Consider the following 15,618-nt stretch of genomic DNA (forward strand, 5'->3'; position numbering starts at 1 on the left):
GTGAATATTACAGGGTCTCGCTGTATTCAGTCATCACCTGCTCAACCCAATTAGCAATACGTTCATCGCTGAGTTCATATTGGCTGTCTTCATCAAGTGCCAATCCAACAAAGTGTTTACCCTCATTTGTGAGAGCTTTTGACGCTTCAAATTCATAGCTTTCATCGTTAGGCCATAGACCTAAGAAGGTAATATCTTGATGGCAAATTTCGTCGTGTAGCATACCCAAAGCATCTTGAAACCACTGGCCATAACCTTGCTGATCGCCCATGCCAAAAAGGGCCACGGTTTTACCGTTTAGATTCACCTCTTTGATGTCGTCCCAAATTGATTCCCAATCTTCTTGTAACTCACCAAAGTCCCACGTTGAAATGCCGAAGATAACGAAATCGAATTGTTCTGCATTTTTTAATGGCTCATCTTTGATATTGTGTAAGCTGACAACATCTTGCCCGATAATATCGCGAATTTTCTCTGCCGCTATTTCTGTATAGCAAGTAGTAGAACCATAAAATAAACCAATCTGCATCGTATTTATCACCGTCTATTTGCTTGATATGATAGTTACTCAAGCTGCTTTTAGTATCTATCTTCCTGTAGTTTGATACTATTTTACCGTAAGGCTTTTTTAATTGATACCTTGATAAGGATGACAATACGCGTGGCTGAAAATAATTTCACAGCTGAAAAAGTAGCAATAACGTCAAACAATGCCGAACATTTAGAGCTGTTTTTAGATATTTTGTACCTTGAGCAAGGGGTCAGTGAAAACACATTGATGGCATATCGCAGCGATCTTGATAAGTTTTGTCAGTTTTTAAAAGACAAAGATTTACTGGCTGTCAGCAGTGAAGATATTGAAGCATACTTGGCATACCGAGTTGATTTAGGGCTTAAATCACGCAGCACTGCGCGCAGCATCAGTGCGCTTAAACGTTTTTACCAATACTTTGTACGTGAAAAAGCCATTGCTGATTCGCCAATGTTGAATATTGCACAGCCAAAAGCAGGGCAGTCATTACCCAAAACACTGTCTGAGGCTGAGGTTGAAGCACTACTCGCTGCGCCTAATATTGAAGAGCCTATGGGGCTGCGCGATAAAGCAATGTTGGAGCTTTTATACGCAACGGGTCTGCGCGTCACTGAGCTGGTAGGGCTTAGGATGGAGCAAATTAACTTGCGCCAAGCAGTTGTGTTCGTCAAAGGTAAGGGAAATAAAGAGCGTTTAGTGCCGCTTGGTGAAGAAGCGATGTATTGGCTTGAGCGCTTTTTAAAAGTTGGCCGCGCGCAGATGATCAAGCATGCAACTGACTTTGTGTTCCCATCTAAGAGAGGGATTGGCATGACGCGACAAACTTTTTGGCATCGTATCAAACACTATGCTATTTTGGCATCAGTTGAATCGCCGTTATCACCGCATACGCTTCGACATGCGTTTGCAACGCATTTGCTGAATCATGGGGCTGATCTTCGTGTCGTGCAAATGATGTTAGGTCACAGTGACTTATCAACAACACAGATTTATACCCATGTAGCGAATGAGAGATTGAAGTCGGTACACGAGCAACATCATCCACGTGCTTAGTGCAAGATTTTTAAAGATGTACCGGTCTATATAATAAATGATCAGGATATAGGATAGTTATGAAAAAGTTAGTTTTAGCCACGGCACTGCTTGGTACGAGTTTAAGTGTGTTTGCAAATGGTGTGTCGACCACCGACGCTGCAGATGCGCCAATTATTGCTAAATTTGCTGAGTTAGGTGTTACGGTTAAAAAAGTAAACCCAAGCCCTGTTGCTGGCCTTAAAGAGCTAATTACTGACAAGGGGGTACTTTACGCAAGCCCTGACGGTCAATTTTTAATGCAAGGTACGCTGATTGATCTTCAAAATCGTGTCAATCTCACTGAGCACGCATTAAGTGATGTACGTAAGGCGGGTGTGGCTGAATACGAAGATTCAATGATTGTTTATAAAGCAAAAAATGAAAAACATTCAATTACTGTATTCACCGATATTACATGCGGTTACTGTCGTAAATTACACCGCGAATTAGACGATTTCTTAGAAGCGGGCATCACCGTAAAATACCTAGCTTTCCCTCGTGGCGGTTTACGCGGTAAAGGTTACGAAGACTTAATGAATGTGTGGTGTGCAAAAGACCCAGCAGAAGCACTAACTGAAGCCAAAGCCGGTGCAGAGGTTGCCAAGGTAGAAGGATGCAGTGCCCCTATTGCTGAGCATTATCAATTAGGCCAAAGCTTTGGTATGTCGGGTACACCTGCAATTATTTTAGAAGATGGAACGATGATCCCAGGTTATCAATCAGCAGCACAAATTAGCCAAGCGCTTGATGCCTTACCAAAAACATCTTCATAATCTTTTTATAAATAGGCCTGCCTTAGGTAGGTCTTTTATTCGCTTTAAGCTAACTAAAGTAATATTTCCAACATGGAAAAAATAATCCAAGTTCGTTCCCGTGTCGATGACTCATACCTTCCTCAACACTTACATCCCGTTATTAAGCAAATTTATGCCTCGCGCCAGGTAAAAGATGCCAATGAATTAGATAACAGTGCAGCGACCCTGCATGACTTTAAATTATTTAAAGACATAGACAAAGCCGTATTATTACTGCAACAGGCACTCGCAGAACAACAGCGAGTATTAATTGTCGGTGACTTCGACGCCGATGGTGCAACCAGTACGGCCACTTTAATGCAAGGCTTGGCCATGTTTGGGTTTAACAACCTTGACTATTTAGTGCCTGATAGGTTTAGCCTTGGTTATGGCTTAAGCCCCGCACTGGCGGCGCAAATTGTTGAAATGAAGCCTGAGCTGGTTATTACAGTGGATAATGGTATTTCGTGCATTGATGGCATTGCGATTGTGAAGCGCGCCGGTATTAAGGTACTGGTTACAGATCATCATTTACAAGGGGATACGCTGCCTAATGCAGATGCTATCGTGAACCCTAACCGCCATGATTGTCAGTTCCCATCTAAATCGATTGCCGGTGTAGGCGTGGCATTTTATTTATTAATTGCGCTGCGCAGCCACTTACGCGAACAAGGGGCCTTTGAGCATAGTCCAATGCCAAACCTTGCTGAGTTACTTGATATTGTCGCCCTTGGTACGGTGGCTGATGTCGTTGCGCTTGATGCCAATAATCGTACGTTGGTTCACCAAGGATTAGCACGTATTCGCAGTGGTAAAACTCGTCCGGGAATAAGCGCTTTAATTGAAGTGGCTAATCGAAATGCGGCACGTTTAAGTGCCAGTGACTTTGGCTTTTCATTGGCTCCTCGCTTAAACGCTGCAGGGCGTTTAGATGACATGAGCTTAGGCATCGCGTGCTTGTTATCAAACGACATAAATCAAGCTCGCCGTATTGCCAGTGAACTCGACAGCCTTAATCATGAGCGCCGCGAAATAGAGCAGGGCATGCAGGTTGAGGCGCAGGCCGTGCTCGATCGCCTTGCCTTTAAAACCGACGCTATCCCCGATGCGATTTGCTTGTATCAAGCTGACTGGCATCAAGGGGTAATTGGTATATTAGCGGGGCGTTTAAAAGAGAAATATCACCGGCCTACGATTATTTTTGCCGCGGGCGATAACGGTGAAATAAAAGGCTCATGTCGTTCAATTGAAGGTCTGCATATGCGTGACTTACTTGAACGAGTGAATACTCTACACCCACACTTAATCAGTAAGTTTGGGGGGCATGCAATGGCAGCCGGCTTGAGCATTAATGAGCAGAGTTTTCCCGAGTTTAAAGCTGTGTTTGAGCGTATGGTCACCGACACACTGACCGATGAGCATAAACAAAGTATTTTGTTGACCGACGGCGAGTTGCCAAATGAGTGTTTTTCGATGGAGTTTGCCAACCTGTTAAAAAATGCAGGGCCATGGGGACAGCAATTTCCCGAGCCGGTATTCGAGCACCTATTCGAGGTTATTCAACAACGTATTGTAGGTGAAAAGCACTTAAAACTCGTGTTAAAGCATCAATCTGGACGTTTGGTTGATGGTATTGCATTTGGTGTCGATGTGCGTGCCTGGCCCGATACCGAAGCACGCTATGTTAAAGCTGCCTACCAACTCGATATAAATGAATTCCGTGGCAAATTCTCGTTACAACTGATTATTCGAGAGCTACAAAAAGCGACATAAAAATATCGCTATAATCGACATAAAAGGCTAATAAAACGCTCGGTTTTTTGTTAAAATCGGGCGTTTTTAATATTTGTAGATATTTTACCGTAATTCATCTTGAGAGCTGTGCGCGGTAAATCAGCCATTTTGGAGTAATGTACATGTTTGAAGTGAATCCTGTGATTAATCAAATCAAGGAAATTCGCGAACGTACTGAACTGCTTCGGGGGTACCTTTGACTACCCTCTTAAAAAAGAGCGGTTAGAAGAAGTTAACGCAGAACTTGAAGATTCAGCAGTGTGGAATGAGCCTGAGCGTGCTCAAGCCCTTGGCCGTGAAAAGTCGGCATTAGAAGCTATCGTTGAGACCATTGATAATTTAGTGGCCGGTACTGAAGATGTTGAAGGCTTAGTTGAACTTGCTGTTGAAGCCGAAGATGAGGAAACCTTTGCTGAAGCCGAGGCTGAATTAGCCGATTTAAATGCGCAACTAGAAAAGCTTGAGTTCCGTCGTATGTTCTCAGGTGCCCATGACCAAAACGACGCGTACTTAGATTTACAATCGGGTTCTGGCGGTACTGAAGCGCAAGACTGGTGTAATATGCTACTGCGCATGTATTTACGTTGGGGTGAAGCGAAAGGCTTTAAAGTTGAGCTTGTTGAAGCAACCGACGGTGATGTGGCTGGTATTAAAGGGGCGACAGTTCGCTTTGTTGGCGAATATGCATATGGCTGGTTACGAACTGAAACGGGTGTGCACCGTTTAGTGCGTAAAAGCCCGTTTGATTCAAGCGGTCGTCGTCATACCTCGTTCGCGTCTGCTTTCGTGTACCCAGAAATTGACGATAATATTGAAATTGATATTAACCCCGCCGACTTACGTATTGACGTATATCGCGCGTCGGGTGCGGGTGGTCAGCACGTAAATACCACCGAATCAGCAGTACGTATTACGCATTTACCAACCAATACGGTTGTGCAGTGCCAAAATGAGCGTTCGCAGCATAAAAATAAAGACCAAGCAATGAAGCAGTTAAAAGCGAAATTGTTTGAGCTTGAGTTGCAAAAACAAAATGCCGAGAAGCAAAGCCAAGAAGATGCAAAATCAGACATTGGCTGGGGAAGTCAAATTCGTTCATACGTGCTTGATGACTCGCGCATTAAAGACTTACGAACGGGCGTTGAAAACCGCAATACTCAAGCGGTTCTTGACGGCGATTTAGATAAATTTATTGAAGCCAGCCTTAAATCTGGCCTATAACCACCAAGCTAAAAAAGAGCTAAAAAATGACTGATCAAATCCAAGACGAAAATAAGTTAATCGCTGAGCGTCGCGGCAAATTAGACGCTATTCGCGAAAATTGCCCAGCCAACGGTCATCCAAACCAATTCCGTCGTGAACATTACACGGCTGATTTGCAAGCTGAGTTTGGTGATAAATCGAAAGAAGAATTAGTTGCTGAGCAACATGTAGTTTCAGTAGCAGGTCGTATTCTTGCTAAACGTGGTCCTTTCCTTGCGTTACAAGACATGAAAGGTCAAATTCAAGCATACGCATCAAAAGACGTACAAAAAGAATTAAAAGCAAAATACGGCCAACTTGATATCGGTGACATCATCGGTGTTAAAGGTGCGCTAAATAAATCAGGCAAAGGCGATTTATACGTCGAAATGACTGAGTATGAGCTACTGACTAAGTCACTGCGTCCATTACCAGAAAAATTTCATGGTCTATCAGACCAAGAAACAAAATACCGTCAACGTTATGTTGATTTAATCACCAATGAAGCGACGCGTGAGACATTCCGTATTCGTTCAAAAGTGGTAGAAGGTATTCGTCGTTTCTTAGCAGACCGTGATTTCATGGAAGTTGAAACGCCTATGCTACAGGTTATCCCTGGTGGTGCGTCTGCACGCCCATTCGTAACGCATCACAATGCACTTGATATCGATATGTATTTACGTATTGCGCCAGAGCTTTACTTAAAACGTTTAGTTGTGGGTGGCTTTGAGCGTGTATTCGAAATCAACCGTAACTTCCGTAACGAAGGTTTATCGACGCGTCATAATCCAGAATTCACGATGATTGAGTTCTACCAAGCATACGCTGATTACATCGATTTAATGAACATCACTGAAGATATGCTACGTACAGTTGCAACAGACGTACTGGGTTCACCAATCGTTGTTAACACAACGAAAAACGAGCATGGCGACGTAGTTGACTCTGTAGAGTATGACTTTGGTAAGCCTTTCGCACGTTTAACAATGAGCGAAGCTATTCTTAAGTACAACCCTGACTTTGATGCGGCTGTATTTAATGACCCAGAAAATCATTTTGAAGAGCTTAAAGCGTATGCGAAGCAAGTTCACGTTAAAGTACCTGAAAACTGTGTATGGGGTCCAGGTAAGTTCTTGTGTGAAATCTTCGAAGAGACTGCAGAGCATAAGTTAATTCAACCTACATTTATTACGGCATACCCTTGGGAAGTGTCGCCACTGGCTCGTCGTAACGATGAAAACCCATTTGTTACTGACCGTTTTGAGTTCTTTGTAGGGGGTCGTGAGCTTGCAAATGGTTTCTCTGAGCTAAATGATGCACAAGACCAAGCAGAACGTTTCTCTCGTCAAGTTGAAGAGAAAGACGCGGGTGATGATGAAGCAATGCACTACGACGAAGACTACATTCGTGCATTAGAGTACGGCTTACCGCCAACAGCAGGCGAGGGCATTGGTATTGACCGTTTGGTGATGCTATTTACAGACTCATCAACGATTAAAGACGTTATTTTATTCCCTCATATGCGTCCGCAAGCTGATTAATCAGTACTAAGACTCTAATAAACGCCGCTTTTTAGCGGCGTTTTTATTATCGGAAATTTCTGATTTTAAACGTTGAACTCTGTGACTACTGATTTGTAATTAATTGATAAAAAAAGAAATACTGATTAAGTCTGCGTTGTTGTAGTAGTAAAAGTGTTAAACATCGCCTTTTGTTCGTAATTACAGTGGTGTTTTTTTAATACGAGTATGAGAACATTGTACAAATGTCGTTCAACGTATTAGTGGACTTAATTATAATGACAAAAAAGCCTGTGCAGTTGCAGACAGACACCAGTAAAAGCGATGAGCAACGTGAAGCTTTTTATCGTGCCTGCATCGCCGAGTTTCAACAACTAGGCTATCAGGATCAATATTTAGCAGAAATAACCGATGAGCATATCCCATTAACGGGCATCGATTCGTTCAGACAAAAAGCAAAACCGGTCAAAGGCTGAGCAAAAGTTTGTTGTTTTTACCCGTAGTGGACAATCTATAACCATCTGTGCGATTTTCCTTGAAAAGTGTTTGACATATTTTCTGAAATCTTTATTATACGCCCCACAAGACGGAGAGGTGGCCGAGTGGCCGAAGGCGCTCCCCTGCTAAGGGAGTATAGGGTTTGTAGCTCTATCGAGGGTTCGAATCCCTCCTTCTCCACCATTTTTTAAATGGTTATCTTGTAAAGTAAAGAATGGGCGCATAGCTCAGCTGGATAGAGTACCTGGCTACGAACCAGGCGGTCGGAGGTTCGAATCCTCCTGCGCCCACCATCCTTTACTAACATCAAAATGTGGGCGCATAGCTCAGCTGGATAGAGTACCTGGCTACGAACCAGGCGGTCGGAGGTTCGAATCCTCCTGCGCCCACCACTTTTGAAAAGTCTTAGTGAGACTTAAACTAACTAGAATAGAATGTGGGCGCATAGCTCAGCTGGATAGAGTACCTGGCTACGAACCAGGCGGTCGGAGGTTCGAATCCTCCTGCGCCCACCACTTTCTATACATTCATACAGCAATGTAAGAAAGCATAAACCGACAAACTGTCGGTTTTTTTGTGTTTAAACGACACCGTCATTGCAAGACGTAAATAAGCAGAACTATTGCGGACGCGTAGCTCAGCTGGATAGAGTACCTGGCTACGAACCAGGCGGTCGGAGGTTCGAATCCTCCCGCGTCCGCCACTTTCACTCTGAAAGTGACATAAACCGACGAAAGTCGGTTTTTTTGTGCCCGAAATCCGCAGCCGCGGTATTATACCATTTTGCAAAAATACTTAATCATTTTGAGTGATTAAACCAGTCGCTACCTGCGTTAAAAATTTCTGATTTAGAACAACTAAATAACTAAATTTTTGCCTTGTTATCAACGCGGTTTTATTGCCTCAAAATAGACCACTTAATTAAGCGTAATGGTATTACAGTATATTTATTCTTCTAAAATAAGTGAGCCAACGGCTGTTCAGTTAGTACAATTAAACTCGCTGCAGATTCACCCTCTCTTATACCTGATTATAGGCAGTGTTGCTGCTGTGATAGTGGCTTAGCGAAGGCGATCACTGTGACACTAAACGGCTCCATGCTTGAATCACTGGTTATGCTAAAAGATATCAGTACTGATCCGTCTTTAAATGCGTATGAACAAGCGAAAATTTCTGAACTAATAGGAATTGCTGGCAGTAAGTTAAGTGATAAGAACAAGCGCCAGCAAATAACTCGCATTACTGACGACTTTTTCCTCGACCGCATCAAAGATAACAGTGTATCGCTTTACCGTGACCTAATCACTAACTTGCAAAAGTACACAGAGCAGGTTCTCTAAAAGAGTAAACTGACGTTGAATCTAAGCGTACGTGGCTCTATGGGGTGGTAGTGATTATCTTCTATTCCCTCTGCGGGCTCAGTCGGTAAGCGTGATGCATAATAGTAATCGATATCATGATCACTGCTATCGAATAGATTAAGTAGCTCTAAGCCGACTTTCCAGTGAGTATGTTGGTAACTAACTAAACCGTTAACGACGGTCAAAGGCTCTGAACGTTGACTGCCATCATCATTGAGCATGCGTTTACCTATATGGCGAAGACGCAACGATGTTTGCCATTGCTCTGTTATGTGCCAGTTTACGCCAGCACTGGCAACTACTGGCACAGCCCCTTCAATGCGGTCGTTCTGGCTATCTATGTCTAGGCGTGAATGTGTAAACGATGCTTCAGCATCAAGGCTAAGTGACTCGGCTAGCCAATAGTAAGCGCTTAGTTCTAATCCGTAACGTGTTGATGCATCACTGGCTTCAGTATTGCCTGCATCACCAACAAAGAGGAGTTCTGAGTCAAGCGAGAGCCACCACAGTGCCGCTGAAAAGTTAAAGTGCTTTTCGTCAAAGTAACGCATGCCCAGCTCAGCACCATTACTTTTAACGAGCAAATCAACGGTATCAGTGGCTGCAAGGGTTACAGGGTCTTGTTGAATTGTTGCGCCGCGTGCATCGTTAGAATGAAACGATTGCCCCCAGTTGGCATAACCCGCTACGTTCTCGTTGAATAAATAAGTTAGGCTTGCTTTGAAACCGAGTAAATCGTCATTTGCATCGCCTGAATTTAAGTGATTATCGCTGTTAACGCTCGCATCAATATAGTCATAGCGTACGCCTACAGTGGCCTCTAATTGAGGGCTCATAGTAAGTTGGGTTTGCCAATAAGCAGCATAACTTGTTTCGTCAACACGGTCTTCACGTACGGTTGATAAGTAATTTCTCGACTGTGTGTTATACAGTCCTACGTTATCAATGTTATCGTTTCGAAGTTCAACACCTACATCATGATTCAGTAAAATAGAGTTTAAAACACCTGAAAATTGATAACTGATTGCCCCGCCAGACACCGTCCGATTATCACGTTGATTAAATTGGTCGCCATTAACAGGATCATTAAGAAAATACGAGAAATTAGAATACAAGTTCAGTTTGTAATCAATTACATAGGCATTAGCTGTGAGGTGTTCGTTTTGCCAATTAGCCGATAAACTATAGCGACTAGAGCTGCCACCTAATGTGGTGTCCAAAGAGCCCAGCGATGAAATGATACCTTGATCAACGGCGCGTTGCGGAATTTGGTCAGCCGAATTCCACGTATTATCATACGCCATAGCGCTGATGGACAGGTTACCGTGCTTAGACTCATTAACGAAACGAAGGAGGGCGTTCTTTTTATTTACACTTTCTTTAATGTCTTGCCATGGCCCGTCGTAACCTTGCCATTCTGTGGCGCCAATAAGTTTACTATTACCAAGTGCAATGCTGCCTAAAGCAACCGCGCGTAAATAGTTATCCTCACCAATAGTGAAATCTAACTGTTGATGCTTTGGGTTATCTGTCAGGTGAAAGTAGGCGCTGCCCGCAGTTGAAAAGTCACCTTGCTTGGCATCGTAACTGCCTTTTTGATAACTGACTGTGGCAATCGTTTCGGGAATAATAAAGTTCAAGTCTGTATAGCCTTGACCATGTCCATGGCTGCGCATATTGATTGGCATACCATCAATATTGGTTGAAAAGTCTGTACCATGGTCAAGGTTAAAACCACGAATAAAGTATTGATTTGCTTTACCTGAACCACTGTGTTGAGTAACGGCCATACCGGGGATTAACTCAAGTAGTTCTGTGCTTCTGAGCATGGGTCTATTTTCAATCTCACCTTGGCCAATAATGCCACTTGAGGCGCTGATTGATTCACCAATTAAGCCAGTGCGGTGACCATATACGGTAATTTTTTCAATATTAGCAAATGCGCCACCAGAACAGCTTAGACAGCCCGCAATAAAGCATAACTTTTTCATTTTATAAATCCCTTTTCTATTTGGTATTAAAAATATATACGCGTAAGTCATTTTTTTGGATGCAGAAGAGATGAATCGTAATAAAGCTGAGTTAATTTGCTTCATGGGAAATTTGTGTTAAATTTAATAAAATATTCCAAAAATAAAAATAAGTGGGAATTTTATTTTATGCACACCGTGCGTTTACGATCTATCAATTTTACGTTGTGTAGTAGCCTTTTGCTGTTAGTTGGCTGTCACGCGAATAACCCCGTGGACACAATGACTGACGAGCAGTTTTTTGCCGAAGTGATGATGGCACCTGTAATCATGCCACGTGATTTAAATAATACCGGTTGTTTAAGTCTCGCTAATAATGGGACTGGAAAAGGCTATAAAAGTGCTGACCAAGTGGCTTATCAGCAACCTGATTGGCAGTCTCGAATTGCCGCGGATTGGCAATATTTTTCTCCGTCTCAACAGCAAGGAAAATTGCTTGTTATTGATTATCAGGTAAAAGGCGGGGCACTTGCTTACCGTTACTTAAGTGATGGCACGCACAATGAGCTTTATGAGCCATGGAGCTCATCAAAGATTCAAGCCTTCACAGGTGCTGTCGCTACCGTGAGAAAAGAGCAGCCTAAATTAGGTGCGCACGCACTGGCTGGTGATACTCCCTTGGCTGATTTAATTAGTAGCGTAAATAGCTATGAGCCATTTGGAAAAGCGGATGGCAATTCAAATGCAATCGCGAGTTATTTTATTAATGTTGCTGGGCGCAATACATTACAAAGCTTCTTTTATAATGACTGGTTAAAGCTCGAAACCCCTGGTTTATTATTTAATGGTGCCTATGGCGGTGAGCAGTTTATGCCATCTGATGAATATTGGCATGACCCTGCACACCCAGAACATGATGCAAAGATCAGCTATTACAAAGCAAATCGTGATGATCCTGGTTATTTAAGTTACCGTTGTGATAACTGCGGTTTAACGGGTAATAAGGCAATGACTACCTTGGCACAAGCTGAATGGTTAAAACGCCTTGTTAGTCACGACCGTGAACCCAGTACCCGTATGCCGTATTTGCAAAGTAGCGATGTAGATGTACTCCTTAATGGCACAGGTCATAGCGAACAACAGGCTGGCGTAGGTGGTATGATGATTGGCATCAGTCATCTTGTGACTAATGCACTTGCAAAAGCGATTGCACCCAATGATACACGCTCGGCAAAAGAAGTACTTGATACCGCGACAAATGGGCAGTGGCGAGTGTGGCAAAAAATCGGCTGGGGCCCAAGTGAAACTCGCTCTACGACCGAAACGGTTATGCTCGCTCATGTTTGCTTGGGGCAAATTAATGGCGGTCGCGAGTTTACCTTGAGTATTCAGCAAGCAATCCCTGGTGCAGAGGAAGCCCACTTGCCAAAAGTCGGCAAGCTAATGCAGCAAAATTTGCAGGCAGCTTTTACAAAACTATTAGATTCACGCGCTCAATAAGTATTAAGGAACACACATGCGTCGTTCAATTATCGCTTTATCAATTAGCCTAGGTGTTGCCTTTAGCTCACCTATGCATGCCGAAGGGTGGCAGTCAGATGTGATAGCCGTCACTCAGTCACAGTTGTCACCTAGTTATTGGTTGCAGCAAGGCGCATCAGCAAAAATGCTCATGACAAATGCGCAAATTCAGGCGTTTAACGATAAGTTAATCAAAGAAAATAAGTACATTGTTGATCCACTGTCATTTCAAAAATCACTGTCTAAAGCCGAACTCACTAGCTTAATTAATCAAGCCAGCTCAGTGCCAAAAAGCCCGCGATTTTTTACTGACGGACGTCAATTAACAGCGAAAGATTTTGCTAAATATCAGGCAAATTTAAATATTAATAAGGTCGCGAGTACTAACTTAGTTCGCTTTGGTGTGGTGGTGAAGCGTACGTCATTACGGACCTTTCCAACGTGGGATCGGGTGCTCAACAGTGGCTTAGATCACGACCTAGATCGCTTTCAAGAAAGTGGCATGTTTCCGGGAGAGACTGTCGCTGTCTTGCATCAAAGCGCGGATAAAAAGTGGCTTTTAGTGCGTGCTTATAACTATTTAGCGTGGACGCCCGCTGAGGATATTGCTTTTGCCGATGCTGATAAAATTAAAGCGTACCGTGACCAAGAAAACTTTTTAGTCATCACTGGCGCTAAAGTGCACACTGCTTATGTGCCTAATGATGATGCACGCTCAGAAGTTCAGCTTGATATGGGGGTGCGTTTACCCCTTGTTGATAACGAGCAAGTTCCTTACTTACTGAATGGGCAAAATACCTATGCCAGCCATATTGTGCAATTACCAACGCGCGATGAAAATGGCCAATTAGCCATAAAGCCAGCAATGATCAGTAAAACCGCAGATGTAAATATCGGTTACCTCGCCTACACCGAACAAAACCTGATTAAGCAAGGCTTTAAGTTTTTAGGTGAGCGCTATGGGTGGGGGCACGATTACAATGGCCGAGATTGCACTGGTTTTGTGGGTGAAATTTATAAAAGTTTTGGTTTACTCATGCCACGTAACTCCGGTCAGCAAGGGAGCAGTGAGTACGGTAAAAATAGCCGCTTTGATAAAAATGCCAATGAAGCGTCTAAATTATCCGTTGTTAAGAATATGGCAATTGGTGATTTAATTTATATTCCAGGTCATGTGATGATGTATTTAGGTGAACACCAAGGTGAGCCGTACGTAATTCACGACGTGAAAGGGCTTGGCTACAACAAAGGCGATGGTAGTTTTTACAGCAGTGCTCTAAATGGGGTATCGGTTACTCCATTATTGCCGTTAAGACTCTCGCAAGAAACAAGCTATTTAGACCGTGTGTACAACATTAAACGTATTCGCTAGAGGCCTGTATGAAAATTAAAGCAATTCGTTTTGCAAAGCTCAAAGTGCCATTAGTGACCCCATTCAAAACGGCGTTGAGAGAAGTTAGTTTTATAGAAGATTTAGTGGTGATCATCGAGACTCACTGCGGCCAGATTGGTTATGGTTCAGCAGCATCAACCCCAGTTATTACAGGGGATACTCACCAAGGCATGATAAGCGTTATTAAGCAGTTTATTGCGCCGAAATTATTGGGCCTCGAAATAGAAAATATTAATCAGCTCACCCATATTATACAAACGACTGTAGTCGGTAATAGTAGCGCAAAAGCGGCGCTAGAAATTGCTGTTTATGATTTATGGGGCAAGCTTTATAAAGCGCCATTGTATAAATTACTCGGTGGCGGGCAGTCAGAGCTCAAGACTGATATCACTATCAGTGTTGATAATATCGATAAGATGCTCAGCGACTGCCAGCTCGCGGTTGATCAAGGTTTCGATGTATTAAAAGTTAAAATCGGCAATAACCTGAACCAAGACATTGAGCGTGTTAAAGCAATTTATGCGGGCTTTGCAAGCAAAGCACTCTTGCGTCTTGATGTTAATCAAGGCTGGAGTGCTAAGCAAACAGTGCAGGCCTTACAGCAACTAGAACACGCCGGAGTCGTGCTTGAGCTCGTAGAGCAGCCCGTTAAAAGTAATGACATCCAAGGACTAAAATACATTACTGAGCGTGTTAATACACCGATTATGGCCGACGAGAGTGCTTTTTCTCCTCAGCAGGTTATTCAGCTTTTAGAGCTTGGCGCCGTTGATATTATTAATATTAAGCTAATGAAAACCGGTGGGTTGAGCCGTGCGATTGAAATAGCCAATATCACTGCGCAGTATCAAGCGCAATGTATGATTGGCTGTATGCTTGAGGGCAGTATTGCTGTGGCGGGAGCTGCACATTTAGCATCCGCAAAAGCCCAACAAATTAGTAAAATTGATTTAGATGGTCCTGCCCTTGGCCAGTATGATCCGGTGCAAGGTGGGGTTGAATTTAATGGCCCGCAGATCACGCTTTCGGATGCCCCAGGTCTTGGTATTGAATCAATCAACGGTCTTGAACTGATAACAAATGGAGTGTGGCCAGAATGAAAAAAATCTTTAGTTTTGTTGCAGCAATGAGTTTAACCGCCTGTGCAAGCTCGCAGCAGTACACGCCTGTGATTGATAATACACATCAACAATTAGTTGTGGTTGTAGCCAATGACAGTGACGCAATTGATGCGACGCTTTATCGCTTTGAAAAAAAAGGGCGACAATGGCAACAACAAGGTGATCAACACGCTGTTGTGCTTGGGCGTACTGGGCTTGCTTGGGGTGTTGGCTTACATCCAGCACAAGCTGGTTTGCAAAAACAAGAGGGGGATGGCAAAGCGCCAGCGGGTATCTTTGAACTAGGTACTGCATTTGGTTACTTAGACACATTACAAACGAATCTTAGCTATCAAGCTATGACTGCTAACGATTACTGCATTGATGTAAAAGGGTCTCCTTTTTACAACCAACTTGTTGATAAGTCAGAAGTGGGAGACGCTGCGGTAAAAAACTCATCTGAATGGATGCGCCGTGATATTTACAGCCAAGACGACTTATATAAAAAGGGGATCGTGGTAAAGCACAATCCTTACAATGTCGATGGGGCGGGCAGTTGTATTTTTATGCATTTATGGCGTGCGCCCAATAAACCAACGGCAGGATGTACAGCGATGACCGAAACCGATATGGATACCTTATTAGCTTGGCTTGATGAGCGTAAAAAACCATTATTGGTGAGTTTAACTAAGCAGCAATATCAGCAAAAACAAAGTCAGTGGCAATTGCCGGTACTGGAAAATTAAAAATAATAAAATAAAAGTATTTTATTTTTGTCGTAATGGTGGAATAATATATTCCATCAAGGTTTGAGTTAGG

At 43.1% G+C, this 15,618-nt stretch carries 13 protein-coding genes and 5 tRNA genes; 16 read left to right on the top strand and 2 right to left on the bottom strand.

The window, feature by feature from the left end:
• Positions 1-7: 7 nt before the first annotated feature.
• A complete protein-coding gene (gene fldB, locus ACSSVW_RS11310) occupies positions 8-529 on the bottom strand; it encodes a flavodoxin FldB (protein WP_036970565.1) in 522 nt (173 codons plus the stop codon).
• Positions 530-697: 168 nt separating this feature from the next.
• Between fldB and xerD the strand changes: the two genes are divergently transcribed.
• The 12 genes from xerD to ACSSVW_RS11370 all read left to right on the top strand — a co-directional run bounded on the left by xerD (position 698) and on the right by ACSSVW_RS11370 (position 8,794).
• Positions 698-1,585, top strand: a complete 888-nt coding sequence (xerD, locus tag ACSSVW_RS11315) for a site-specific tyrosine recombinase XerD (protein WP_371915641.1) — start codon at positions 698-700, stop codon at positions 1,583-1,585.
• 59 nt (positions 1,586-1,644) lie between these two features.
• Positions 1,645-2,379 (top strand): bifunctional protein-disulfide isomerase/oxidoreductase DsbC, encoded by a 735-nt coding sequence (gene dsbC / locus ACSSVW_RS11320; protein WP_036970561.1) that lies wholly within the window; start codon positions 1,645-1,647, stop codon positions 2,377-2,379.
• 72 nt (positions 2,380-2,451) lie between these two features.
• Positions 2,452-4,173 (top strand): single-stranded-DNA-specific exonuclease RecJ, encoded by a 1,722-nt coding sequence (gene recJ, locus ACSSVW_RS11325; RefSeq protein WP_454179360.1) that lies wholly within the window; start codon positions 2,452-2,454, stop codon positions 4,171-4,173.
• Between the two features lie 143 nt (positions 4,174-4,316).
• A protein-coding gene (gene prfB, locus ACSSVW_RS11330) for a peptide chain release factor 2 (RefSeq protein ID WP_118844059.1) occupies positions 4,317-5,415 on the top strand; the annotation gives its coding sequence in 2 pieces (ribosomal slippage) (positions 4,317-4,391 and positions 4,393-5,415; 1,098 coding nt in all).
• A 26-nt stretch (positions 5,416-5,441) separates the two neighbouring features.
• Positions 5,442-6,977 (top strand): lysine--tRNA ligase, encoded by a 1,536-nt coding sequence (lysS, locus tag ACSSVW_RS11335; RefSeq protein ID WP_036970557.1) that lies wholly within the window; start codon positions 5,442-5,444, stop codon positions 6,975-6,977.
• 257 nt (positions 6,978-7,234) lie between these two features.
• Complete coding sequence (locus ACSSVW_RS11340; protein WP_118844781.1) at positions 7,235-7,432, top strand: hypothetical protein; 198 nt, start codon at positions 7,235-7,237, stop codon at positions 7,430-7,432.
• Positions 7,433-7,544: 112 nt separating this feature from the next.
• Positions 7,545-7,637: transfer RNA gene (locus ACSSVW_RS11345), tRNA-Ser, on the top strand.
• A 33-nt stretch (positions 7,638-7,670) separates the two neighbouring features.
• Positions 7,671-7,747: transfer RNA gene (locus ACSSVW_RS11350), tRNA-Arg, on the top strand.
• A gap of 22 nt (positions 7,748-7,769) precedes the next feature.
• Positions 7,770-7,846, top strand: a tRNA-Arg gene (locus ACSSVW_RS11355).
• 46 nt (positions 7,847-7,892) lie between these two features.
• Positions 7,893-7,969 (top strand) — tRNA-Arg (locus ACSSVW_RS11360).
• Between the two features lie 111 nt (positions 7,970-8,080).
• Positions 8,081-8,157 (top strand) — tRNA-Arg (locus tag ACSSVW_RS11365).
• Positions 8,158-8,533: 376 nt separating this feature from the next.
• A complete protein-coding gene (locus ACSSVW_RS11370; RefSeq protein ID WP_454179361.1) occupies positions 8,534-8,794 on the top strand; it encodes a hypothetical protein in 261 nt (86 codons plus the stop codon).
• Here the strand turns inward: ACSSVW_RS11370 and ACSSVW_RS11375 are convergent.
• The gene (locus ACSSVW_RS11375) at positions 8,791-10,806 is read right to left on the bottom strand and encodes a TonB-dependent receptor (RefSeq protein ID WP_454179362.1); all 2,016 of its coding nucleotides are present in this window, start codon (positions 10,804-10,806) and stop codon (positions 8,791-8,793) included. The genes ACSSVW_RS11370 and ACSSVW_RS11375 overlap by 4 nt on opposite strands.
• A gap of 252 nt (positions 10,807-11,058) precedes the next feature.
• Here ACSSVW_RS11375 and ACSSVW_RS11380 point away from each other — a divergent pair, with 252 nt between their 5' ends.
• Genes ACSSVW_RS11380 through ACSSVW_RS11395 form a run of 4 tightly spaced genes read left to right on the top strand, consistent with a single transcriptional unit; the run spans position 11,059 to position 15,545 of the window.
• Positions 11,059-12,285, top strand: a complete 1,227-nt coding sequence (locus tag ACSSVW_RS11380) for a hypothetical protein (RefSeq protein ID WP_454179363.1) — start codon at positions 11,059-11,061, stop codon at positions 12,283-12,285.
• A 16-nt stretch (positions 12,286-12,301) separates the two neighbouring features.
• Complete coding sequence (locus ACSSVW_RS11385; RefSeq protein ID WP_065978431.1) at positions 12,302-13,678, top strand: SH3 domain-containing protein; 1,377 nt, start codon at positions 12,302-12,304, stop codon at positions 13,676-13,678.
• Between the two features lie 8 nt (positions 13,679-13,686).
• Complete coding sequence (locus tag ACSSVW_RS11390; protein ID WP_454179364.1) at positions 13,687-14,799, top strand: mandelate racemase/muconate lactonizing enzyme family protein; 1,113 nt, start codon at positions 13,687-13,689, stop codon at positions 14,797-14,799.
• Positions 14,796-15,545 carry a L,D-transpeptidase family protein gene (locus ACSSVW_RS11395; RefSeq protein ID WP_454179365.1) on the top strand — a complete coding sequence of 250 codons (750 nt, stop codon included), beginning with the start codon at positions 14,796-14,798 and terminating at the stop codon, positions 15,543-15,545. Before ACSSVW_RS11390 ends, ACSSVW_RS11395 begins: the two co-directional genes overlap by 4 nt.
• The last annotated feature ends 73 nt before the right edge of the window (positions 15,546-15,618 follow it).

The organism is Pseudoalteromonas sp. MBR-15 (assembly GCF_053628915.1).